The organism is Mycobacterium sp. OTB74 (genome assembly GCF_029892685.1).
Taxonomy (GTDB): Bacteria; Actinomycetota; Actinomycetes; order Mycobacteriales; family Mycobacteriaceae; genus Mycobacterium.
Genome location: NZ_JARXVD010000021.1, coordinates 61801 through 83769 on the forward strand (window position 1 = coordinate 61801; position 21969 = coordinate 83769).

Below are 21969 nucleotides of genomic sequence, written 5' to 3' on the forward strand. Positions count from 1 at the left end.
CTAGATTGCATTACCGTGGCAGAAAACGAGGACATCCTAGTAAGTGTGGAGAACGGTGTCGGCGTCGTGACGCTGAACCGCCCCAAGGCCATCAACTCCCTGAACCACGTCATGGTCACCGGTCTGGCGGACGCCCTCAATACCTGGGAACACGACGACACCGTCCACACGGTGCTGCTCACCGGTGCCGGCGAGCGCGGCCTGTGCGCCGGTGGCGACGTGGTCGCGATTTACCACAGCGCCAAGGCCGGCGACGACGACGCCCGCAACTTCTGGCATGACGAGTACCTGCTCAACGCGCACATCGGGCGCTTTCCGAAACCTTATGTCGCGCTGATGGACGGCATCGTGATGGGCGGCGGCGTCGGCGTCGGCGCACACGCCAACGTCCGTATCGTCACCGAGAAGACCAAGCTGGGCATGCCCGAGGTCGGCATCGGCTTCATCCCGGACGTCGGCGGCACCTACCTGCTGTCGCGCGCCCCCGGCCAACTCGGCCTGCATGCCGCGCTGACCGGGGCCCCGTTCTCCGGCGCGGACGCCATCGCGCTGGGTTTCGCCGACCACTTCGTCCCGCAAGCTGACTTGCCGGCCTTCCGCGACAAGGTGATCAGCGCCGGGGTCGACGCTGCCGTGGCCGCCTACGCCACCGAGCCTCCAGCCAGTAACCTTGTGTCGCAACAGCATTGGATCGACCAGTGCTACGCCGCGGACACCGTCATCGAGATCCTGGATAACCTGCGCAGCCACGACGCCGAACCGGCGCAGGAGGCGGCCGACCTGATCGCCACCCGGTCGCCCATCGCCCTGAGCGTCACACTGGAGGCCGTCCGCCGTGCCGCCAAACTCGCCACACTGGAAGATGCACTGCGCCAAGAGTTCCGGGTGTCGGTGGCCTCGTTGAAGTCGCATGACCTGGTCGAGGGCATCCGAGCCCAACTGGTCGACAAGGACCGCAACCCGCAGTGGTCGCCGGCCAAACTCGTGGACTGCACTGCAGAAGCAGTCGACGCATACTTCGTCTCCGCCGATCCCGACATCACTTTCTAGGAGGGCCACATGACCGCAGAAGACTTTGAGACCATCCTGGTGACCCGCGACGACCGCGTCGCCACGATCACGCTGAACCGGCCCAAGGCGCTCAACGCGCTCAACAGTCAGGTGATGACCGAAGTCACCACGGCCGCAGCCGAACTCGACGCCGACCCAGCTATCGGCGCCATCATCATCACCGGTAGCGAAAAGGCCTTCGCAGCGGGCGCCGACATCAAGGAAATGGCGAATCTGACTTTCGCCGAGGTGTATTCGCAGGACTTCTTTGCGCTTTGGGGCAAGTTCGCCGCCACCCGCACGCCCACCATCGCCGCGGTCGCCGGGTACGCCCTGGGTGGCGGCTGCGAGCTGGCCATGATGTGCGACATCCTGATCGCCGCAGACACCGCCAAGTTCGGCCAGCCCGAGATCAAGCTGGGCGTGCTGCCCGGCATGGGCGGCAGCCAGCGGCTGACCCGCGCGGTCGGCAAGGCCAAGGCCATGGACCTGATCCTCACCGGCCGCAACATGGACGCGGAGGAGGCCGAGCGCTGCGGCCTGGTGTCCCGCGTGGTGCCGGCCGACCAGCTGTTGACCGAAGCTCAGGTGACCGCAAAAACCATTGCCGGCATGTCACTTTCGGCGTCGCGGATGGCCAAGGAAGCGGTCAACCGGGCATTCGAGAGCACGCTGGCCGAGGGCCTGCTCTATGAGCGCCGGCTGTTCCACTCGGCCTTCGCCACCGAAGATCAGACCGAGGGCATGGCGGCATTCACCGAGAAGCGGGCACCGAACTTCACGCATCGCTAAAGTCGAGCGGTGGGCGAAACCACCGAAACCAGTGAAGACACTGCTCAAGAATCGGCTGACACCACCGAGGCCGCCGTCCCTGATACGGCGGCCCCGGCCAGGCCGGACTGGTGGGTGCGCCACTACACCTTCTTCGGCACCGCCGTTGGCCTGATCTTCATCTGGTTTTCGATGACGCCATCGCTGCTGCCCCGCGGACCGTTGTTCCAGGGCCTGGTCAGCGGGGCGGCCGGAGCCTGCGGTTATGGCATCGGCGTGCTGAGTGTGTGGCTGGTCCGCTACATGCGCTCCAAAGATTCCAGTCCGCGGGCCCCGAAGTGGGCCTGGGTGACGCTCATTGTGGTCGGCATCATCGGTCAGGTCCTGGCGGTCATCTGGTTCCACATCTGGCAGGACGAAGTGCGCGACATGATGCACGTGCCGCGGATGAGCTTTTGGGACCATCCGCTGACCGCGGCGCTGTCAGTGGTGTTCTTGTTCGTCTTCGTCGAGATCGGCCAGCTGATCGGCAAATTGGTGCGGTTCCTGATGCTGCAACTGGAACGCATCGCACCACCGCGAGTATCGGGCGTGGTGGCCGTCCTGCTGGTGTTCGCACTGTTCGTGGCGCTACTCAACGGTGTGGTGGCACGGGTGGGCATGTCCACCATCAACCGCACCTTCGCGTCCTTGAATGACGAGGACAATCCCAACAATCAGGCGCCGAAGACACCGTTCCGGTCGGGCGGTCCGGGGTCGTTGGTCAATTGGGCGTCGCTGGGCCGACAGGGCCGCATCTTCGTCGGCGACGGGCCGTCGGTCGAGGAACTGTCCCGGTTCAACGGCACCCCGTTGGCTGCGGCAACCGAGCCCATCCGCGTCTACGCGGGGCTGCATTCCGCGAGCGGCATCAAGGCGGCGGCAAAGCTGGCCGCCGAGGAACTCAAACGCGCGGGCGGACTGAACCGCGCCGTCATCGGGGTCGCAACCGGCACCGGCACCGGCTGGATCAACGAGGCCGAGTCGGCCGCGCTGGAGTACATGTACAACGGCAACACGGCAATCGCGTCAATGCAGTACTCCTTCCTACCCAGCTGGATTTCCTTCCTGGTGGACAAGGAGAATGCCCGCGAGGCCGGGCAGGACCTGTTCGAAGAGATTGACGCCATGGTGCGTCAACTGCCCGAGGGCAAGCGGCCCAAACTCGTCGTATTCGGCGAGAGCCTCGGGTCGTTCGGTGGTGAAGCGCCGTTCCTCGCGCTGAACAACCTGATCGCCCGCACCGACGGTGCGCTGTTCTCAGGGCCGACGTTCAACAACACGATCTGGACGCAGCTGACCGCCGACCGCGACCGCGGCTCGCCGCAGAAGCTGCCGATCTTTGACAACGGTGAGAATGTCCGCTTCGCCGCGCGCCCCGAGGATCTGAACCGGGGCGGCACCTGGGGCCATCCGCGGGTGGTGTACCTCCAGCACGCGTCCGACCCGATCGCCTGGTGGAACCCGGACTTGCTGTTCTCCAAGCCGGATTGGCTGCGCGAGCCGCCCGGACCGGATGTCTCCCGACGCATGAACTGGTGGCCCGTGGTGACGTTCCTTCAGGTGTCGGCCGACATGGCGGTGGCGGTCGACGTGCCTGACGGGCACGGACACGTCTACGTCGCCGATGTCGCCAACGGCTGGGCGGCCGTCCTGCAACCGCCGGGTTGGACGGACGAGAAGACCCAGCGGCTGCGCCCGCTGCTACATCCCAGCGCCGGCACGTAACAGCAGCGCCTGGGCCGAGCCGCCCAGCACGCCATTAGCGGCCAGCGCCTGGTAGCCACCGATCACGTCGGTGGCGCGATGCAGCCCGAGGTTCTTCAGGGCCGCGGCAGCCAGACTCGAGGTGTAGCCCTGCGAGCACAGAATGACCCATTCCACGGCGTCATCGGTGGCCTGTGGCAGCCGGGCGTCGCTGGTCGGGTCGCACCGCCATTCGAGGACGTTGCGCTCGATCACCAGGGCGCCCAGTTCCGGTGGCACCTCGCCTTCGACCGCCCGTTGAGCGGCCGGCCGGATGTCTACCAGGATCGCCCCGCGAACTAGTGCCAGCGGCACCTCGGCGGCGGTCAGTCGTACCAGCTGTGAGCGGGCCGCCTTGAGCAGCCCGTCGACGCGGCTGGTCCGACTTCCCGTCGCTTCGCTCGCCTTGAACATCAGTCCCCCTCAGGTGTGTCGGTCAGTTCGGTGCGTACCCGGCGCAGGGTGTCGCGTTCGGTCACGTCGTAATAGGACATCGCGGTCAACGGCGGTGAGTAGGCGTGCACGCTCAGCGTCGGGCTCGCGGTGCTTACCTGCCGACCGGGTTCCAGCACGACGTCGTGAACCCAGCCAAGCGGGAACCCGGCTTGGTCGCCACTCTCCAGCGTGCGCCGGCGCAGCCCGCGACCGTCCCACCTGGTTTCTGACAACGCGCCCGACACCACGGTCAGCGCGCCCAGCGAGCCGCCGTGGTCGTGCAGTTCGGTGCTGTGGCCAGGTACCCAGCTGATCAGCCAGATGTCCAGTTCATCGTCGCCGTACAGCCGGGTGTACCAGCGCTCGTCCAGCGGGACGCCGTCTGCGGGCAACAACCGGTCGTACCGGCCGGTCAGGACCTCCGCCGCGCAGTGGTCCGTGGCGTGCAGCAGGTCGGGTAAGCGCAAGCGGGTGGGTGCCAGGACAGCGGGACGCGTGCGCGATGAGAGGCCGATGGACGGCCGGGGAACGGTGGGTGAGACGTACAGGGTGGACATGGACAGAACTCCAATGCGGATGGGCAGGCTGAAACGACCGGGCTCAAGCCCGGCAACACTGCCCGTTCTGCATCGCCATCGGCGGGTTCTGGACTGCCATGGTCCCCATGGTGGACGAACCACCGCCGGGCCGGAAGCATTGCGTTCACGCTGATTCTTGGCCCGAGGCGGCCGCGGCTAGATTGGCAGTCATGCGCAGTTACGTGATCCGCGCGGTGCTGCTGGCGGCCGTGGTGGGTGTGGTGGTCACCGGATGCGAGTCGGGGAAGCCCGGTACCGCGAACGCTCCGGCCCCCACGGCGATGTCCGAGCTTCCGCCGCTGCCGCAGGAGCATCCGGTGCCGCCGAGCGCGATTGCGACGTCACCAGGCGGCGTGACGACGGTGGTGGATGTGCCGTCCGACGCCACCGAGTCCCAGTTCGGTCAGGCCTGCCACGCCGCCACGGTGTGGATGGCCGCCCAACACACTGAGCGCGCGGCCCTGGTCGAGCCCTACCTGAAACTGATGCAGCAGCCGGGCATCCGCGATCCTGGCAACTTCAACACACCATGGGCCGATTTAACCCCAGGCCAACAGGCCGGCGTCATTATGGCCGCCACCACCGCAGCCAAGGGTGAATGCGGCTGACCAGCGATAATCGCGGAGAAGTCGCTGAGTTCATCGCTATTGCCCTACAGTTAACGCTGCCGCCAGACCGACGTGACGGACCACCGTTACCACCGGCGGCCACCTAAGACTTCTGCTCATCGCCGGCACCACCGCCCGGCGGACCACACGTATCCGCGAGGCCGACTGACATGACGCAAGCCGAGTTGACGGGGCAGACAGCCCGCCACCGGCTTCCGGCGCGCCAATTCGAAGATTTGGCTCCCAGCCAGGGCCTAATCCAGAGCCCCGGCCACAGCCCCAGCCAGGGTCCGAACCAGAACCCCAGCCCCGGTCCCAGCCGGTGGCGCGCCCTGATGAGCGCCCGGGTGGGCTGGGACACCGTGGGCCGCGTGATGGTCGCAATGGTAGCCGCGGTAGCCCTGGTAGCCACCGGCCTGGGTTGGTGGACGGTCCGCGGGGCGCTGCACGGAATCACCGTCAGCGAAGCGCTCGGGACGGACGCCCCAAGATCGACCGGCGGCTCGATGAACGTCCTGCTCATCGGCCTCGACTCGCGTAAGGACCAGCAGGGTAACGACCTGCCGCAGGATCTACTGGACAAGCTGCATGCCGGAGACTCAGACAACGGCGGCTACAACACCAACACGCTGATCCTGGCCCACATCACCAGCGACAACAAGGTTGTCGCATTCTCCATCCCCCGCGACGACTACGTCCGGGTGACCGGCATCCCGGGCTACGACCACATCAAGATCAAAGAGGCCTACGGTCTGACCAAGGCCAACACCGAACAGCACTTGATGGACAAAGGCGTCAGCGACCAGGGCGAGCTGGAAAGCAAGGGACGCGAGGCCGGGCGGGCCGCCACCCTGGCCGCGGTGCGCAACCTCACCGGCGCACCCATCGACTACTTCGCCGAAGTCAACCTGGCCGGCTTCTACGACATCGCCTCCAGCCTGGGCGGCGTCGAGATCTGTCTGAACCACGCGGTTCACGACGACGACTACTCCGGCGCCGATTTCCCAGCCGGTACCCAGACCCTGGATGCGTCGCAGGCGGTGGCGTTCGTGCGTCAACGCCACGGTCTGGAGAATGGCGACCTGGACCGTACCCACCGCCAACAGGCCTTCCTGATCTCGGTGATGCACCAGCTGCAGCAGACAGGTTCGTTCACCGACATCGGCAAGCTGCGCCAACTCATCGGAGTCGCTCAGAAGGACATCGTGCTGTCTGCGGGCTGGGGCGAGGAGCAGTTCCAGCGCATGGGCCAGATCGCCGGCGGTTCGAACGTCCAGTACCGAACTCTGCCGGTGCTGCGTTACGACAACATCGACGGCCAGGACGTGAACATCATCGACCCGATGGCGATCAAGATCGAGGTCGCCAAGTCGTTCGGTCTCAAGCCCCCGGCCGGTTCCAGCTCGTACTCGGGCTCGTCCGGCAGTTCCGATGAATCGTCCATCTCCACGAATGCCTCGACGCTGGACAAGGCCTCGGATACGACTGACACCACTGGCACAACCGGCACCTCCAGCGGCAAGACCGGTTCGAAGAAGTCGAAGTCGTCGCAGTCCGCTGACACGACCGAGACCTCCAGTGCGGTGCTGGAGGTGGTCAACGCCTCGGACGTCACGGGCCTGGGGCGGCAAATGTCGGACATCCTGAGCAACCGCGGCTACTCCACCGGGCAGGTCCGCTCCTCGCAGGACGGCGAACTCAGCGCCACCGGCGTCGAGTTCAGCCCTGGACTGGACGACGACGCCAAACACCTGGCCGATCTGCTCGGCATCGATTCGGCGCGCCTCGACCCGTCGATCCCCACTGGTCATATCCGGATCACATTGGGGACGGGCTATCAGGTGCCTGACACTCTGGACAGCGTCTCCATGGCGGCCGCTGACTCAGCCAACTACGACACCACCCAGCCGACGCCGGTTTCCGGACCGCCGCTGGGCGCCAAAGGATCAGTGCCCTGCGTGAATTAGCTTGTACACAAGCACATTTCACAAATCCACGGACGCATCTTGCCCTGAGGGGTCCTGCTGCTCTGAAATCCACTGCTGACCGCGCCGAACTGCCTCGTCCACTGCGCCGAAGACAACGTCGGTGGCCGGCAGCACGCCGTCGGCCCCCAGTTTGTCGACGATGCCGCCGCGTGCCAACTCTTTCTGGGTCGCCGGACTGACCCCGGCGATCAACATCCGGCCTCCGGCCTCCCGCACTTGGTCGGCCCACCTGTTCAGCACCAGAATCACTTTCGACGACGGCACATCCGGTAGCGCACGCAAGCTCAGCACCACCACCGCGTGCTCACTACCAGCCACCCGCGGCCACTCCTGGTCGATGCGCGGCACCTCGGCGAACAGCCCCACCCCGGCGTAGCCCAGCACCGTCACCCGGTTGTCGGGCAGCTGGTCCGGCACCCGCACCACCGACCACCCACCCTCGCCATGCTCAAGGCAGATCAGTTGGGCCGAGCGAGATGCCTTGACGCAGTAGAGAACTAGGGAGGTGACGGCGCCGATCAGGATCGCCTGGTGCAGCGGCAACTCGGTGGTGGCGGCGAAGGTCAGCAGCATGGCGACCGCTGATAGCGGCGCGGTGCGGAACACCAGCATGATGTCGTCCCACCGGCCGGTGACCAGCTCCGCGCCGATCACCAGGATCAGGCCGCCGATCACGGGCATCGGGATGATCTCGGCGGCCGACCCGGCTACCAGGACCAGGACCAGGAGCCACAGCCCGGCGAACACCCCGGTCCAACGAGTCTGTGCGCCTGCCGAAACGGCCACCCCGGTACGCGACAGCGAGCCTCCGGTCGGCATGGCACCGAAAAAGCCGCCCACCACGTTGGCCGCTCCCTGCGCGACGAAATCGCCGGATGTACTGGACTTGCTGCCGTCGGGATTGGGTACGGCGGCTGCGATGCCAGCCGCCTGCGCCAGACCCACCAGGGCCACCGCCACCCCGCCGGTCAGGAGCTGCACCATCCCGGACGTGCTGGGAAAGACGAAGGGCGGCAAGGTGTTCGGAATCTTGGCGATGTCTCCGACGGTTTCGACCTTCAGGCGCAGCGCGGCGACGGCGATGGTCACCACGACCAGCGCGATCAGGGTTGCGAACGCTTCGAGGGGTTTGATCAGCCGGAACACCGCCCAGACGGCGACGGTCGCCCCGGCCACCGCACAGGCCGTGGGCTGCCATGACCCGATGTGCGAGAAGGCTTCGATGAGCTTGCGGACGGTGTTGTGATGGCTGGGTTGGTAGCCGGTCGCGTCATGGATGACGCCAGCGATGATCTGAACTGCAATACCGGTGGTGAATCCGGTCATCACCGCGTTGGACACGAAATCCATGACCGATCCGAAGTTCAGCAGGCCGAACGCCAGCATGACCAGTCCGACCACGACCGCGAGTGCGGCGATGTTGCGGGGGTCGAGCGGGTCCAGGCCCGCTGCCTTCAAGACGCTGCGCGATGACAGAGCCAGCGCGCTGGTCAGCGTCGTCACCATCAGGACCGTCCGGGCGAACAGCGAGCCGACGACGGTGGACAGCATTCCTGAGTACAGGCCGGCGACCGGATTGAAGCCACCGATGCTGGCGTAAGCCATGCCCTCGGGGATCGAGAACAGGCCGGTGACCAACCCGGCGATGACGTCTCGAAGTGTCGGTCGGCCCAGTCGCCGGGCGATGCCGGACGCGCCGAGAAGGGGTTGATGTTGTCCGGTCGCTGATGCTCCCCGCGTCACGTGGCCAACCCTGCCACCCTTTTGCGCCACGACGGGGATATCCGGCCTTTGTGGTCGCTCAGCGGCGCTCTCGGCACCGCCCACAGAACATCAAGCACACCTAACGAATTTGCCCAACGACCTGCAAAAACTCCCCGGAGATGACAAGAAGAGCTAACTATTCGGCCGACATTTCCGACTACCGGTCAGTAACTGTGTGTTAACTCACACAATGGTGCACAATGTGCGGTGACTCACTAATCGAGTCCCAAAAATGAAGGGTGGGCACCATGGTCGCTCCGCAGCACCGACCGCTGGCACGGTCATACAGTGGCGCGGTCAACGGGCGTCGGGTACTGCTGATGGGCATCGTCCTCTTGCTCATCGCCGTCGCGGCCATCAGCGGCATCATGTTCGCCCTCAGCAGCGGTCAGCCGCAGGTCGCGTTGATCATCGGGCTGATCTCGGCCGCGTTCTTCTCCCGCGTGGGCTGTTGACGCACTAGATCCGTTCAGTCCAGTCCCCTCTGCGCTGCCCTGACCGGCGCGCGAGAATAGCCACATGCGGGTTGCACTGGTCTTGGGCAGCGGCGGCGCCCGCGGTTACGCCCACATCGGCGTCATCGATGCATTGCACGAACGCGGCTTCGAGATTGTCGGAATCTCTGGTTCGTCAATGGGCGCCCTGGTCGGTGCACTGGAGGCCGCCGGCAAGCTCGATGAATTCACCACCTGGGCCAGCGCGCTGACGCAACGCACCGTGTTGCGCCTGCTCGATCCGTCACTGACCGCAGCCGGAGTGCTACGCGCAGAGAAGATTCTGGACGCGGTCCGGGAGATCATCGGCCCGCGAACCATCGAGAGCCTGCCCATCCCCTACACCGCCGTCACCACCGACCTGATCGCCGGGAAATCGGTGTGGCTGCAACGCGGACCCGTCGACTCGGCCATCCGGGCATCCATCGCCATTCCCGGGGTCATCGCCCCATATCTGCTCGACGGCCGACTGCTGGCCGACGGCGGCATCCTGGACCCGCTGCCGATGGCCCCAGTGGCGGCGGTCAACGCCGACCTGACGATCGGCGTCAACCTCAACGCGAGCGACCCGACGCCGACACCTGATTCGCCGCGCCCCACCGCCGAACTGCTCAACCGCATGCGCCGCAGTACGACGTCGTTGATCGACCGGGCCGCCGCAAGTTCACTGCTTGATACGCCTACGGCCCGAATGGTGCTGGGCCGGTTCAGCAATGCCGTGGACGCCATCGACCCGACCCTGGATCCCACCCTTGAGGCCGGCGAGGACTCCCCGGTTCCACGGCTCGGCGGGTTCGAGGTGATGAATCGGACCATCGAAATCTCCCAGGCGGCACTGATGCGGCACACCCTGGCCGCCTACCCGCCTGATCTGCTGATCGACGTGCCGCGCACGGTGTGCCGCAGCCTGGAGTTCTACCGGGCCGCCGAAGTCATCGAGGTCGGTAACGAATTAGCTTGCGCTGCACTGGATTCCCTGGGCCTGAAAGCCTAGGACGTCACCGCCTGGGACACGAACGTGGCGAGATCGGCCGCCACCCGGCGACCCTGCGCGCGGCCGGCATGTGCCGACGGAATCCGGCAGGCCGGGTCCAGTGGGTCCTTGCCGAAAGCCGCGAGGGCCGCGTCGTCGGCGTAGACCGCGTACGTCGTACCCGAAAAGCCGGCGACCTCGGCGGCGGTGCCGGCCCCGAACGGCGACGACACATCGGCGGCGGCCGGCACCAAGACCACCGCTGCAGCGCAGTCGGCGACCGCGACCAGGTTGACGCTGCTGCCCATGCCACCGTCCATGTAGCGCCGGCCGTCGATCGTCACCGTCGGCCAGGCGCCCGGTACCGCACAGCTGGCCGCCACCGCGTCCACCAGGGACACTCCGGAGTCGCGGTCGAAGACCACCAACTCGCCCGTGTCGATGTCGACCGCGGTGATCCGCAGCTCGCGATCCGGCCAGTCGTGGGACGGCAGGCGCTGCTCGATGACGGCGTGCCGCACCTCTGGGCTGACCGTCTCGGTAGCCGCCGCGATGGCCCCGAGGCTCTGCAGCTTCTGCGCCCTGGTCGTGTTCGGGGTCAGCATGACGTCGAGGAACAGATTGCCGATGGCGTCGATCTCAACCCCCGGGCTGATCTCCGGCGACTGTTCGGCGATCTGCCGGGCGAACAACTCGTCGATGCTCAGCGCGCTGCCGAGCTGGGCTCCCACGGTCGAACCCGCCGAGGTACCCAGGGTCACCGACGAGTTGCGCAATGCCGCGGCCACCCCGGGGCTCTCATCGGCGATGCCCTGCAGAATTCCGGTCTCCCAGGCGATTCCAGCGATTCCGCCGCCGGCCAGCACCAGTGCACGTTTGGTCACGGTATCCATCTAACGCGAGCCGACTCGGGCAGCGACGCCGTCATTCCACCAGTAGGTCGCCCAGATGCTCCAATGACCGGCTGGCATAGCCCTGCCACACCTTGCCGAACGCCGGTAGCAGCGGGGCGGTCAACGCGCTGCGCGGGTGCAGGGTCCAGCGCCAGGTGATTTTGGTACCGGTGCTTTCGGAGGTGAAAATCCACTCGCCGTCGACCTTATGGACCAGGGCGGCCATCGGACCGGCGAAGTCCGAGAGGGTGTAGCCGAACGAGTACGGCTTGTTGAACGACGTCAGAGTTTCGGCCATGCCGCCACCACCGCGGAGCAGAATGTTCCGCGTCTGCCCCACGGTGTCCCAGCTGCCGGTCTGGTCACGGACGGCCTTGATCGGCGGAATCGGTCCGTACCAGCGGCAGAACAACTCATTGAGCGGAATCGGGACAGTCCCGCCGAATGCGTGCTCGACCCCGACGGGAACGCTCCGTGATTGCTCAACAGCCAATGCCTGGGCCATGATGGCGATGATAACCGTCGACGATGACGACAGGGAGTCCAAATGACCGACACCATGCGAGCTGAGCGGTTCTACGCCGACACCAAAAAGGTTGTGGTGGAAGATGTTCCGATTCCCGTGCCCGGTCCGGGTGAAGTTCTGGTCAAGGTGGCGTTCTGCGGCATCTGCCATTCGGATCTGAGCCTGATCAACGGCACTTTCCCCAACCAACTACCGGTGGTCACCCAGGGACACGAGACTTCCGGCACCATCGCCAAGCTCGGCCCGGGCGTGACGGGGTGGGCCGAGGGTGACCGGGTGGTGGTCGCGGCCGGCAGGCCGTGCCTGGAGTGCGCAAACTGTCGGCGCGGCGACGTGTCGAACTGCCTGCGCATCCGGCTCATGGCATTCGCGTACGACGGCGGCTGGGCCGAATACACCGTCGCCCAGGCCTTTGGACTGACCCGCATCCCGGACAACGTGCCGCTCGAGCAGGCCGCGATCCTGGCCGACGCGGTGTCCACCCCGTTCGGCGCGGTGGTGCGCACCGGGCAGGTCGGTATCGGCGAGTCGGTCGGGGTGTGGGGTGTCGGCGGACTGGGCACGCACATTGTGCAGCTGGCCCGGCTGGTCGGGGCGGCACCGATCATCGCAATCGACGTCAACGTTGCGGTGCTGGAACGGGCGCTGGCCGTCGGGGCCGACTACGCATTCGACGCGAGTGATCCCGACCTGGCGGCGCACATCGCCGAGGCCACCGGTGGGTTGATGCTCGATGTGGCATTCGACGCGGTCGGGCGCGGGTCCACATTCGATCAGGCGGTGGGGTCGCTGACCGTGGGTGGCCGGTTCGTCGGAGTGGGCATGAGTGCCGACGCGCCGTCCATCGGACCGACCTCGTTCTTCAACCTGACCCGCAAGCAGGTACTGGGCCATCTGGGTTATCAGAACGCCGACATCGGGACGCTGGCCATGCTGGTGTCACGAGGCCGGCTGGATCTGAGTCGCTCGATCAGCGAGATCGTGCCGCTGGAGGACATCGTGTCCGGCATCGAGAAGCTCGAGCGAGCCGAAGGCAATCCGATCCGAATTCTGGTGCAGCCCTAGCGCAGTCGCGGCGCAGCCTTGGCGCTGAACAGCGGCAGCTCCAGGTAGGTCGCGATGCCCGGCTCGGCAGCGCACACCGCAGGCACCGAGTTGACGCAATGCGCGGCGGTGGCGACGACGCCTGGTTCCGGGCCGTCTTCACCGAACTCGCCCTGAAAACCCTTGATGGACACGGTGAAGTCCGGGTTGCCGCGGACCTCCATCTCATAGCGCTGGCCTTCAGGACCGAAATCCCATGCCGGGTCCAGGTTTTCCTCACCCATCAGCCAATTGACGGTCACTCGCACCACGACCTCGTCTCCGACCAGCGCCTCCCAATGGAACTTCCGGGCGGCCACCTGACCCGGCTGGATGGGCCCCAGCGGCGAGTCGATGGGCGCCGTGGCAACCGCAATCTCCTGCCGAGCAACGATTTTCGGGTCGGCGTTGAAGCCGAATTCGTCGACGCACATCCGGACCGCCTGGATGAAGCCGCCGTCGAGCAGCTTTTGCATCGGTCCGGTCAGTGCCTTGTCCGGGGTCTCGCCGAAGCCCATGACGTGCCGGAGCACATCAGGGGCGTCGTAGGTGCGCAGATCCGAGAACTCCTCGGCCCGCACGAAAGTCACGCCGGTGGACATCACCGAGAACAGGAGCGGGAACTTCTCACTGATCCCGCCCGGCGCGATGCCGGTGCCGTGCAGGGTCGCGTTGCCTGCCAGCGCGGCCTCGCGCAGTGCGGCGCCCTGCTTCTCGCTGGGGTACACCCAGCCGACCGGGGTGATCACGTTCTTCCCGGACCGCAGCAGGGCGGCAACCTCGTCGGGGTTGGGCAGCAGCGGCGCGTAGATGACGGCGTCCGCGGCCAACGCCAGGATGTCGTCGACGCTGTTGGTGGCCGTGACGCCGAGCGGTTCGGTGCCGATGATCTCGCCGACGTCCTTGCCGTTCTTGGCTTCCGAGTGCACCCAACAGCCGGCAAGTTCAAGGTCGGGGTGTTCCAGCACGCCTTTGATCGCGGCGACGCCCACTCCACCGGTTGCCCATTGCACAACTTTGAGTGCCACTGACGAACCTCCGAAACTAGAACACGTTCTATTCAGGTGTATACCACCGCCGACATGGCCGAGGCCATATCCGGCAATTAACAACTGTTGTTATGGTGCTGCCAAGCGCAACGAAGCGAAGGGAATCCCCAATGTCCAAGAACCGCGTATTCGTCGTCGGCGTCGGTATGACCAAATTCGAGAAGCCGGGCCGGCGTGACGGCTGGGATTACCCGGACATGGCGCGTGAGTCGGGAACAAACGCGTTGAAAGACGCCGGCATCGACTACACCGAGGTGCAGCAGGGCTACGTCGGGTACTGCTCGGGCGACTCGACCTCGGGTCAGCGTGCCCTGTACGAGCTGGGCATGACGGGCATTCCGATCGTCAACGTAAACAACAACTGTTCCACCGGGTCGACCGCGCTTTACCTTGCCGCACAGGCGATTCGGGGTGGCCTCGCGGACTGCACCATGGCGCTGGGCTTCGAGAAGATGCAGCCGGGCTCCCTCGGCGGCGGCGCGCAGGACCGCGAATCACCGCTGGGCAAGCACGTCAAAGCCCTGGCCGAGATCGACGAGTTCGGATTCCCGGTGGCGCCGTGGATGTTCGGGGCGGCCGGCCGCGAGCACATGAAGAAGTACGGCACCACCGCCGAACATTTCGCGAAGATCGGTTACAAGAACCACAAGCATTCGGTGAACAATCCGTATGCCCAGTTCCAGGACGAGTACACCCTCGACGACATCCTGGCCGCCAAGATGATCTCCGACCCCCTGACCAAGCTGCAGTGCTCCCCCACCTCGGACGGATCAGGTGCAGCGATCTTGGCCAGCGAGGCGTACGTCGAAAAGCACGGACTGGCCGGGCAGGCCGTCGAGATAGTCGGTCAGGCCATGACCACCGACTTCGCCTCGACTTTCGACGGCAGCGCGGCCAACATCATCGGGTACGACATGAATGTGCAAGCTGCCCAGCAGGTTTACGGCCAGTCCGGGCTCGGTCCGCAGGACTTCCAGGTGATCGAGCTGCACGACTGCTTCAGCGCCAACGAACTGCTGCTGTACGAAGCCCTGGGCCTGTGCGGCGAGGGCGAGGCGCCGTCGCTGATCGACAACAATGACACCACCTACGGCGGCCGCTGGGTGGTCAACCCGTCGGGCGGACTGATCTCGAAGGGCCATCCTCTTGGCGCGACGGGCCTGGCCCAGTGCGCCGAGCTGACCTGGCAGCTGCGCGGCACCGCCGACAAGCGTCAGGTGGACAACGTCTCCGCGGCGCTGCAGCACAACATCGGCCTCGGTGGCGCCGCCGTCGTGACCGCCTACCAGCGCGCCGAGCGGTAGCGACTGCTCAACCGTCGAGCATCGCGTCGATCAGGCGGCGCAGCACCTGCCTGACCTCCCGCCGGGCCTTCTTCGGATCGTCGGCGGTGGCGATGGCCATGGCCGCCTCGTCGAGTGCACCGATCAGCACGTGCGCCAGCGCCCGCACCGGCTGGCGCGCGAGCTGGCCGGCCTTGATCGCCTCGGTCAGTAGCTGCTCGGTCATGCCCAGGCTGTAGCGCTGGGCAATGTCGCGGAAACCGGCCCAGCCGAGCACGCTCGGGGCGTCCAGCAACACCAGTTGCCGGACTTCCGGCTCGGCGGACACCTCAAGCCAGGCGTCGACCGCGGCCCGGATGGCGTCCGCCGGAGTGGTCGCCCCTGAGGCGGCAACCAGGGCCGCCAGCCGGTCCATGATGTCCTGCTCCACCACCTCCACGACAGCCACGAAAAGTGCTGCCTTGTCGGCGAATTGGTGATACATGGCGCCCCGAGTCACCCCGGCTGCGGTGGCGATCTCCGGCGTCCCCACCTCGGCGTAGCCACGCTCGCCCCACAACCGGCGGGCGGCCTCGATCAGCACCCCGCGGGTAGCCGCGGAGCGCTCTTCTTGAGTACGTCTCTTGTTTTCCATACACCCTGTTGGTAAGTTACGGTCAGCCTGTTTGTAAAAGTGTATCGAGCCAGGAGTCATCCATGTCGATCATCGAGATTAACGCCGGAACCATCCATTTCGAGGAATTCGGACCGAAGGACGGCAGGCCGGTCGTCTTCGTGCACGGATACATGATGGGCGGCCAACTGTGGCGGCAGGTCAGCGCCCGATTGGGCGCCCGCGGCCTGCGCTGCATCGCCCCCACCTGGCCATTGGGCGCGCACCCCGAACCGCTGCGGCCTGGCGCCGACCGGAGTATCCAGGGCGTCGCCGGCATGGTCGCTGAAACCCTGACCGCGCTGGACCTGCATGATGTGGTGCTGGTCGGCAACGACACCGGCGGGGTCGTCACTCAGTTGGTCGCGGTGCATCATCCAGACCGCATCGGCGCGCTGGTGTTGACGAGTTGCGATGCGTTCGAACACTTTCCGCCGCCCATCCTCAAGCCACTGATCCGCGCCGCACAGTCGCGGGCGGTGTTCCGCTCCGCCGCGCAGGTGATGCGAATCCCGGCCGTCCGCAAGCGGGCCTACGCCGGCTTGGCCCTTTCCGACATCGACGCCCTCACCGAGGAATGGGTCGGTGTCCCGCTGGCCAATCCGGCAATCGCCGAGGACCTCCGACTGTTCACTCTGTCACTGCGCACGGAGGTCACTACCACCGTGGCGGCGCGGCTATCCGAATTCGACAAGCCGACTCTGGTCGCATGGTCTGCCGACGATGTGTTCTTCGAGCTCGGCGACGGTGAAAGGTTGGCGCGCATCATCCCGAACGCCCGGTTCGAGGTGATCGATCGCGCGCGTACGTTCTCAATGCTCGACCGGCCACATCGGTTGGTCGACCTACTGTCAACGATCGCAGTGCCCGCCTAGCCCACCTGCCCACGAAACCGCATTCCGGCAGGTCAGTTCTCGAACTTTCCCTGCTGGAATGTCCCCCGCAAGCGGGAGGTGCCCCCAGTTTCGGCAGTCTCAGAGGGTCGTGACCTCGTAGGCTCCGTCGGCGTAGCGGGCGCGGATGGTCTTCTTGTCGTACTTGCCGACGCTGGTCCGCGGTACTTGGTCGACAAACGTCCACCGCTCCGGCAGCCACCAGCGAACCACCTTGTCCGCCAGGAACTCTCGCAGCTCGGCCGGGGTTGCCGAAGCGCCGGCGTGCAGCACCACGGTGGCCAGTGGCCGCTCCTGCCAACGCTCGTCGGGCACGCCGACCACGGCAGCCTCGAGCACCGCGGGGTGGGCGATCAGCAGGTTCTCCAGCTCCACCGACGAAATCCATTCGCCGCCAGACTTGATCACGTCCTTGGCCCTGTCGGTCAGCGTGACATACCCGCATGCGTCGATGCACCCGACATCGCCGGTGCGCAACCAACCGCTGTCGAACTTCTCGGCGTCGCCGCCGAGGTAGTAGCCGCCCGTTATCCAGGGTCCACGCACTTCCAATTCCCCAACGGCCACACCGTCATTGGGCACCGGAACACCTGAATCATCGACGATCCGCACTTCGACGCCACACATAGCACGGCCCTGGGTCGCGCGGGTCGCCCAGTGCTGCTCGTCGGACATCCCCGGCAGCGCCTTGGCGGTGGTCGCCGTCGGCGAGGTTTCGGTCATCCCCCACAACTGCTGGATGTACACGCCGAACTTTTCCTGGAAGGTTCGCATCAGCGAAACCGGCACCGCAGAGCCACCGCACGCGACCATTCGAAGCGACGAAATATCATGTCCCGGAGCCTTTTCCAGGCAGTGCTGTACGTCGTTCCAAATGGTCGGCACGGCGGCTGCGACGGTGGTGCGCGTCGTCTCGATCAGGTTGATCAGCGAGGCCCCGTCCAGGAATCGGTCCGGCATCACCAGGTCCGCTCCGGCCATCAAGGCTGCGTAAGGCAGTCCCCAGGCGTTGGCGTGGAACATCGGCACGATGGGCAACGCCACGTCGTCGCTGCTGACCCCCAGAGCATTGCTGGTACACACCGCCATCGAATGCAGGAACGTCGAACGATGGCTGTAGACAACGCCTTTCGGATTGCCCGTTGTTCCACTGGTGTAGCACATTGCGGCCGCGGAGCGCTCATCCAACTCCGGCCAGTCGAACTCGGCGGGCTGCTCGGCCAGTAACTCCTCATAGCGGAGCACCGTCTTGCCCGAGGCTGACAGCGGCGCCAAATCCCCTGAGCCGACGGCGATTACCGTATGGACGGTGGTCAGCTGCGGTAAGACGGGAGCCAACTGCGCGGTCAGCGACAGGTCCGCGATGATGATCTGGTCTTCGGCCTCGTTGGCAATGTAGGCGATCTGCTCAGGTGCCAACCGGATGTTCAGGGTATGCAGGACCGCGCCCATCGTCGGGATGGCCAAGTAGGCCACGGTGTGCTCGCCGTTGTTCCACATGAATGTGGCGACGCGCTCGTCACCGCCGATGCCCAACCCACGGAGTGCGTTGGCCAGCCGACCGGCCTGCTCACCGACCTGTCGATACGTCAGGGTGCGGAAGGTGCCGTCGCCGACGGCGGTGGTGACCGTGCGGTCGGCGTTGAGCCCACACGCGTACCGCATGATGGTGCCGACGGTAAGTGGGACGTCCTGCATGGTGCTGAACATGGTGAATCGCCTCTGAATTGCTGACCGGTGGGGTGACGCGATGCTAGCGGACACCACAGGCCGGCCCACCGTTAACTGCGAGAGAGCATGATTGAGGCAGAACAGTCCGCAGCAGAACCAGGAGGGAACCATGCGAACGATATTGGTATCACTCGCGGCGCTGGCCGGAATGTCGGCGGCGCTGGCCGCCCCCGCCGGGTTCGCCGCCGCCGAGACTGCGCAGGACACCATCAATCGACTGCAGTCCGAGGGCTATACCGTCACCATCGACAGGGTGGGCACCGCACCTATGTCCGAGTGCAAGGTGGCCAGTGTGCGCAATCCGCAGCAGATATCCCAGCCCGTGCCGTACCTGGGGCCGGGTCTGCGCGGCGGCAGCTTGCTGATGCAGCAGGTCAACAAGACCATCTCGGTTTCGCTGGACTGCACCGGCACGCACTGACTCGCCGCCCCGCAATCAAAAAACGTCCCGCCGGCTGCAGCCGGCGGGACGTTTTGACGAAAGCAATTAGATAGCAGCAGCCTCGAGGGCTCGTACCTCGGGCATGCCGACCGACTTGGTAGCCATGAACTGCGAGTAGAGCAGCTGCTGCGGAGCGGTGACCTCGACAGCGGTGATTTCACCGGCGCAGTCCGCGACATACAGGCGCGCGCCGTCCTGGCTGACGGCGACGCACGACGGCTGCGCATAGGCCTCGATGACGTCGACGAGGTGGCCGGTCTGCGTACAGAACACGGTCACCCGGTCGTAGTCCACGACATAGGCGCGGGTGCCGTCGGCACCGACCACCAGCTGGGTGGGAGCATCGCCCACCGACACGCGGCCGGTTGCCCGGCCGGAGGCCAGATCAACGGTGTACACCTCACCGCGGTCGACAAGGTCGGAAGTCAGCACGTAGGCGGTGTTGTCCGGGCCGAGCGCCAGGCAGCGGATCGGCGCGCCGATCACGATGGTGTTGCGGACCCGAGCGGTCTCGGTATCCACGACCACCAACTGGCTGCCCACCTCGTCGGTGGTGGCGACATAGAGCCGGCGACCGGTGTGATCGACCGCGAGCGCATCGATGCTGATGGCCGGACCGGTAGCGATCTCGATGGTGCCGATGCGGTCGGCGGTGACGTCGATGACGGCAACGTCGATGTAGGTGTCAGTGGCACGGCCGGCGAACACGCGCTTGCCGTCGGGGCTGACCGCGAGCGCACTGACGCCCGAGGCCAGCGGGTAGGTGGCGATCTCGGAGCCGGTCACCAGGTCGATGACGGCTACGCCGTCGAACTCGGCAGCGGACAGCGCCACGTAGGCGCGGTCGTCGGCGACGACGACCGCGAACGGCTCACCGTCGACCGGGATATCGCGGATGGTGCGGGCCGACGGGTCGATCAGTGCCACCATGTTGTCCGCGAAGCTGGTCGCGACTAGCACGCCCGCGCTCTCAGCGATGTCAGCGATCGCGCCGCGACCGACGCGCGCGATATCCACCGCCCCAGGCGCGGACACAACGCCAACCTGGCTTGCAGTTGCGCGAGCGTTATTATTTGCCACGATCTTCGCTACCTCCGCCGACACAACGCTGCGCCGGTAGTCGACTCCCCTTCGGGGTGCGCCCGGTCGGGCGCTGCTTTGCATAAGTGTAATGACAGCCACCGACATCCCGGACGGCTTCGATGACACCTGCTTACAAATGGTTCAGAGAATCTCAGGCGATACTTAAGTTGCGAATTGTTATGAACTTGTTATCCATTGTCATCAGGCAATCAACCAGCGATAACACTGAAAGTGCCGCGAAATAGCAAACATCAGTCGATTTTATTCTTACTGATTGCAGGTCTCAATTTCTTAATATTCCCAGCCAAAATGAGCTAAACGTCACACGGCGACACGCGGGCTCCAAATCCCATCCGCCACACCTGTACGACGAAACTCACAAGGCCATTTAGAGCGGTCGCACCTCCAGCCGAAAGCGGCCGCGTCACGATTCGCTGTTGAGCTATAGTTCACATTCCGTTCATGATGTGTCGGGGGTCACATCTCAGCGCGTCCAAAGTGGCCTCAGCGCCGTCACACCACCTCGGCGGTGGGCGCAACGGCACCCTGGCCCGGCACCGCCGATCCTGAATCCAGCATCGTCAACTCGTCGAACGGGTCGGCGCCGCGCAGCACTGCATCGGCCCTGTCCCGGTCGATGGTCTTGGTCCATGACCCGACCAACACGGTGGCAACCGCATTGCCGGAGAAATTGGTGATGGCGCGGGCCTCGGACATGAATCGGTCGATGCCAACGATCAGACCGACTCCGTCGAGCAAGTCCGGTCGGTGGCTCTGTAGGCCGCCCGCCAACGTCGCCAGTCCGGCGCCACTGACTCCGGCGGCACCCTTCGACGCAACGATCATGAAGGCCAGCAAAGACAGTTGATGCCCGACCGATAGCGGACGTCCCATGGCATCGGCGATGAACAACGACGCCATGGTCAGGTAGATCGCGGTGCCGTCGAGGTTGAACGAGTAGCCGGTCGGCACCACCACGCCGACGGTGCTGCGATCGACGCCCAGGTGCTCCATCTTGGCGATCAAGCGAGGTAGCGCGGACTCCGATGACGACGTGGAGAAGATCAGCAGGTACTCGCGGGCCAGGTAGCGAACCAACCGGAAGATCGACAGCCGCGAGACCGTCCACAGCACCACGCCGAGCACCCCGAAGATGAACACCACGCAGGTCAGGTAGAAGCCCAACATCAGGGCCAGCAACTGGCCGACCGCGCGCCAACCGGTCTGGCCGACCACCCCGGCCATCGCCCCGAAGGCGCCGATAGGCGCCAGCCACAAGATCATGGTCAACACCCGAAACACCAGTTTCTGCATGTGCTCGACACCACGCAATACCGGCTCGCCGGCACTGCCCATGCCCTGCACCGCGAAGCCGACAAGCAGCGCGATGAACAGGGCTTGCAGCACGTTCCCGCTGGTCAGGGCCGAGAACAAGGTGTCCGGAATGATGTGCTCGATGAACTCCACGAGACCGCCCGACTCGTGAGCCTTCGCTGCAAACTGTGCCCCCTGACCGGTCTTGGCCAGGCGCAGACCCGAACCCGGGCTCAACAGGTTGCCTACCACCAGCCCGATCGCCAGCGCGACGGTCGACATGATCAGGAAGTACCCGAGCGCCAGACCGCCGACCTTGCCGACGGTCGCCGCTTTGCGTACCGATCCGATGCCCAGCACGATGGTGCAGAAGATGACCGGCGCGATCATCATCTTGATCAGGTTGACGAACATGGTGCCGAGCACTGCGACGTCCTTGCCGACCTCGGGTGCCAGCAGCCCGACGGTCACACCGATCACAACTGCGGCGATCACCGCCAGGTAAAGCCAATGGGTGCGGTCCCGGCGCGGCGCAGATTCGGTCATGACGGCATTCCTTCCGCTTCGCCATCAA

Annotated in this window: 20 protein-coding genes and 1 pseudogene; 11 read left to right on the forward strand and 10 right to left on the reverse strand. The window is 65.5% G+C overall.

What is annotated here, in order from left to right:
• Positions 1–15 precede the first annotated feature (15 nt).
• From M2432_RS23385 to M2432_RS23395, 3 genes are all read left to right on the forward strand, one after another.
• A complete protein-coding gene (locus M2432_RS23385) occupies positions 16–1050 on the forward strand; it encodes an enoyl-CoA hydratase/isomerase family protein (protein WP_280829225.1) in 1035 nt (344 codons plus the stop codon).
• A gap of 9 nt (positions 1051–1059) precedes the next feature.
• Positions 1060–1842, forward strand: a complete 783-nt coding sequence (locus tag M2432_RS23390) for an enoyl-CoA hydratase (protein ID WP_280829226.1) — start codon at positions 1060–1062, stop codon at positions 1840–1842.
• 114 nt (positions 1843–1956) lie between these two features.
• The gene (locus M2432_RS23395) at positions 1957–3588 is read left to right on the forward strand and encodes an alpha/beta-hydrolase family protein (RefSeq protein ID WP_280829271.1); all 1632 of its coding nucleotides are present in this window, start codon (positions 1957–1959) and stop codon (positions 3586–3588) included.
• On the opposite strand, the gene M2432_RS23400 is transcribed toward M2432_RS23395, so the two are convergent.
• Positions 3565–4020, reverse strand: coding sequence for a rhodanese-like domain-containing protein (locus tag M2432_RS23400; RefSeq protein ID WP_280829227.1), 456 nt, complete (start codon positions 4018–4020; stop codon positions 3565–3567). The two genes, M2432_RS23395 and M2432_RS23400, sit on opposite strands and share 24 nt — an antisense overlap.
• Positions 4020–4598: a cysteine dioxygenase family protein gene (locus M2432_RS23405; RefSeq protein ID WP_280829228.1), complete on the reverse strand. Its 579-nt coding sequence runs from the start codon at positions 4596–4598 to the stop codon at positions 4020–4022. Before M2432_RS23405 ends, M2432_RS23400 begins: the two co-directional genes overlap by 1 nt.
• Positions 4599–4789: 191 nt before the next feature.
• Between M2432_RS23405 and lpqV the strand changes: the two genes are divergently transcribed.
• Positions 4790–5227, forward strand: a complete 438-nt coding sequence (gene lpqV, locus M2432_RS23410; RefSeq protein WP_280829229.1) for a lipoprotein LpqV — start codon at positions 4790–4792, stop codon at positions 5225–5227.
• A 335-nt stretch (positions 5228–5562) separates the two neighbouring features.
• Entirely contained in the window at positions 5563–7194 is a 1632-nt protein-coding gene (locus tag M2432_RS23415; protein WP_280829272.1) for an LCP family protein, read from the forward strand.
• A gap of 18 nt (positions 7195–7212) precedes the next feature.
• Here the strand turns inward: M2432_RS23415 and M2432_RS23420 are convergent, their stop codons facing one another.
• Positions 7213–8958 (reverse strand): solute carrier family 23 protein, encoded by a 1746-nt coding sequence (locus tag M2432_RS23420; RefSeq protein WP_280829230.1) that lies wholly within the window; start codon positions 8956–8958, stop codon positions 7213–7215.
• A gap of 269 nt (positions 8959–9227) precedes the next feature.
• On the opposite strand from M2432_RS23420, the gene M2432_RS23425 reads away from it, so the two are divergent.
• A complete protein-coding gene (locus tag M2432_RS23425; protein ID WP_280829231.1) occupies positions 9228–9434 on the forward strand; it encodes a hypothetical protein in 207 nt (68 codons plus the stop codon).
• 64 nt (positions 9435–9498) lie between these two features.
• The gene (locus M2432_RS23430; RefSeq protein WP_280829232.1) at positions 9499–10467 is read left to right on the forward strand and encodes a patatin-like phospholipase family protein; all 969 of its coding nucleotides are present in this window, start codon (positions 9499–9501) and stop codon (positions 10465–10467) included.
• Here M2432_RS23430 and M2432_RS23435 read toward each other — a convergent pair.
• On the reverse strand, positions 10464–11339 hold the full coding sequence (locus M2432_RS23435; protein WP_280829233.1) for a patatin-like phospholipase family protein: 876 nt from the start codon (positions 11337–11339) through the stop codon (positions 10464–10466). The two genes, M2432_RS23430 and M2432_RS23435, sit on opposite strands and share 4 nt — an antisense overlap.
• A 31-nt stretch (positions 11340–11370) precedes the next feature.
• Positions 11371–11844 carry an SRPBCC family protein gene (locus M2432_RS23440; RefSeq protein WP_280829234.1) on the reverse strand — a complete coding sequence of 158 codons (474 nt, stop codon included), beginning with the start codon at positions 11842–11844 and terminating at the stop codon, positions 11371–11373.
• A gap of 42 nt (positions 11845–11886) precedes the next feature.
• On the opposite strand from M2432_RS23440, the gene M2432_RS23445 reads away from it, so the two are divergent.
• Positions 11887–12930, forward strand: a complete 1044-nt coding sequence (locus M2432_RS23445) for a zinc-binding dehydrogenase (protein WP_280829235.1) — start codon at positions 11887–11889, stop codon at positions 12928–12930.
• On the opposite strand, the gene M2432_RS23450 is transcribed toward M2432_RS23445, so the two are convergent.
• Positions 12927–13976, reverse strand: coding sequence for a dihydrodipicolinate reductase (locus M2432_RS23450; RefSeq protein ID WP_280829236.1), 1050 nt, complete (start codon positions 13974–13976; stop codon positions 12927–12929). The two genes, M2432_RS23445 and M2432_RS23450, sit on opposite strands and share 4 nt — an antisense overlap.
• A gap of 131 nt (positions 13977–14107) precedes the next feature.
• On the opposite strand from M2432_RS23450, the gene M2432_RS23455 reads away from it, so the two are divergent.
• The gene (locus M2432_RS23455) at positions 14108–15301 is read left to right on the forward strand and encodes a lipid-transfer protein (protein WP_280829237.1); all 1194 of its coding nucleotides are present in this window, start codon (positions 14108–14110) and stop codon (positions 15299–15301) included.
• A 7-nt stretch (positions 15302–15308) separates the two neighbouring features.
• Here M2432_RS23455 and M2432_RS23460 read toward each other — a convergent pair whose 3' ends face one another.
• Positions 15309–15914 carry a TetR/AcrR family transcriptional regulator gene (locus M2432_RS23460; protein ID WP_280829238.1) on the reverse strand — a complete coding sequence of 202 codons (606 nt, stop codon included), beginning with the start codon at positions 15912–15914 and terminating at the stop codon, positions 15309–15311.
• 62 nt (positions 15915–15976) lie between these two features.
• Here M2432_RS23460 and M2432_RS23465 point away from each other — a divergent pair, with 62 nt between their 5' ends.
• Positions 15977–16807, forward strand: coding sequence for an alpha/beta hydrolase (locus M2432_RS23465; RefSeq protein ID WP_280829239.1), 831 nt, complete (start codon positions 15977–15979; stop codon positions 16805–16807).
• Between the two features lie 99 nt (positions 16808–16906).
• On the opposite strand, the gene M2432_RS23470 is transcribed toward M2432_RS23465, so the two are convergent.
• Positions 16907–18535: a fatty acid--CoA ligase gene (locus M2432_RS23470; protein ID WP_280829240.1), complete on the reverse strand. Its 1629-nt coding sequence runs from the start codon at positions 18533–18535 to the stop codon at positions 16907–16909.
• A gap of 130 nt (positions 18536–18665) precedes the next feature.
• Here M2432_RS23470 and M2432_RS23475 point away from each other — a divergent pair, with 130 nt between their 5' ends.
• A complete protein-coding gene (locus M2432_RS23475; RefSeq protein ID WP_280829241.1) occupies positions 18666–18977 on the forward strand; it encodes a hypothetical protein in 312 nt (103 codons plus the stop codon).
• A 66-nt stretch (positions 18978–19043) separates the two neighbouring features.
• Here the strand turns inward: M2432_RS23475 and M2432_RS23480 are convergent, their stop codons facing one another.
• On the reverse strand, positions 19044–20033 hold the full coding sequence (locus M2432_RS23480) for a YncE family protein (RefSeq protein ID WP_280829242.1): 990 nt from the start codon (positions 20031–20033) through the stop codon (positions 19044–19046).
• A gap of 497 nt (positions 20034–20530) precedes the next feature.
• Positions 20531–21941, reverse strand: a pseudogene (locus M2432_RS23485) (cation:dicarboxylase symporter family transporter).
• Positions 21942–21969 lie beyond the last annotated feature (28 nt).

Coding starts and splice junctions, on each gene's coding strand:
- M2432_RS23440 (WP_280829234.1), bottom strand. CDS start 11,844: ATGGCCCAGGCATTGGCTGTTGAGCAATCACGGAGCGTTCCCGTCGGG.
- M2432_RS23425 (WP_280829231.1), top strand. CDS start 9,228: ATGGTCGCTCCGCAGCACCGACCGCTGGCACGGTCATACAGTGGCGCG.
- M2432_RS23430 (WP_280829232.1), top strand. CDS start 9,499: ATGCGGGTTGCACTGGTCTTGGGCAGCGGCGGCGCCCGCGGTTACGCC.
- M2432_RS23405 (WP_280829228.1), bottom strand. CDS start 4,598: ATGTCCACCCTGTACGTCTCACCCACCGTTCCCCGGCCGTCCATCGGC.
- lpqV (WP_280829229.1), top strand. CDS start 4,790: ATGCGCAGTTACGTGATCCGCGCGGTGCTGCTGGCGGCCGTGGTGGGT.
- M2432_RS23390 (WP_280829226.1), top strand. CDS start 1,060: ATGACCGCAGAAGACTTTGAGACCATCCTGGTGACCCGCGACGACCGC.
- M2432_RS23475 (WP_280829241.1), top strand. CDS start 18,666: ATGCGAACGATATTGGTATCACTCGCGGCGCTGGCCGGAATGTCGGCG.
- M2432_RS23455 (WP_280829237.1), top strand. CDS start 14,108: ATGTCCAAGAACCGCGTATTCGTCGTCGGCGTCGGTATGACCAAATTC.
- M2432_RS23465 (WP_280829239.1), top strand. CDS start 15,977: ATGTCGATCATCGAGATTAACGCCGGAACCATCCATTTCGAGGAATTC.
- M2432_RS23400 (WP_280829227.1), bottom strand. CDS start 4,020: ATGTTCAAGGCGAGCGAAGCGACGGGAAGTCGGACCAGCCGCGTCGAC.
- M2432_RS23470 (WP_280829240.1), bottom strand. CDS start 18,535: ATGTTCAGCACCATGCAGGACGTCCCACTTACCGTCGGCACCATCATG.
- M2432_RS23435 (WP_280829233.1), bottom strand. CDS start 11,339: ATGGATACCGTGACCAAACGTGCACTGGTGCTGGCCGGCGGCGGAATC.
- M2432_RS23415 (WP_280829272.1), top strand. CDS start 5,563: ATGAGCGCCCGGGTGGGCTGGGACACCGTGGGCCGCGTGATGGTCGCA.
- M2432_RS23445 (WP_280829235.1), top strand. CDS start 11,887: ATGACCGACACCATGCGAGCTGAGCGGTTCTACGCCGACACCAAAAAG.
- M2432_RS23460 (WP_280829238.1), bottom strand. CDS start 15,914: ATGGAAAACAAGAGACGTACTCAAGAAGAGCGCTCCGCGGCTACCCGC.